1 protein-coding gene is annotated in these 331 nt (G+C 71.3%); it reads right to left on the minus strand.

The genetic code is table 11. The features are described from left to right. Positions 1 to 331, minus strand: a 331-nt coding sequence (locus tag AX709_RS18850) for a hypothetical protein (RefSeq protein ID WP_082731627.1), incomplete at both ends; no start/stop codon positions are given.

A 331-nucleotide genomic window follows, 5' to 3' on the forward strand; every position in this document is an offset into this window, starting at 1 on the left:
CGGTTGTCGCCGGGATCGTGGTTCAGGTGCGCGCTGGCGAGCACGACGCGCGTGACCCGCATCGAGGCGGGCGGGTCGATACCGGCGAACCCCGGTTGCGCGCGTGAAAGATCGTCAGGCTTCGGCAGGCGGCGAACCCCCCTGCCCTGCCCGTCGCGCCAGCGTGCGGCGTCCTCGTCCCACCACACCCCATCGCCGAGATGCAGCACGTAGCGGCCGTGCGGGCGACGGCAATGCTCGCAGCGCCCCTTGGCGCGGCCGAAGCGGATAAAGGCCGACAGCTCGCGCCAGTCGATCGGGTAAAGCCAGCGATGTTCGCGCGCGATCGGCA

It is taken from the genome of Sphingomonas sp. CCH15-F11 (assembly GCF_001557005.1).
Classification (GTDB): domain Bacteria; phylum Pseudomonadota; class Alphaproteobacteria; order Sphingomonadales; family Sphingomonadaceae; genus Sphingomonas.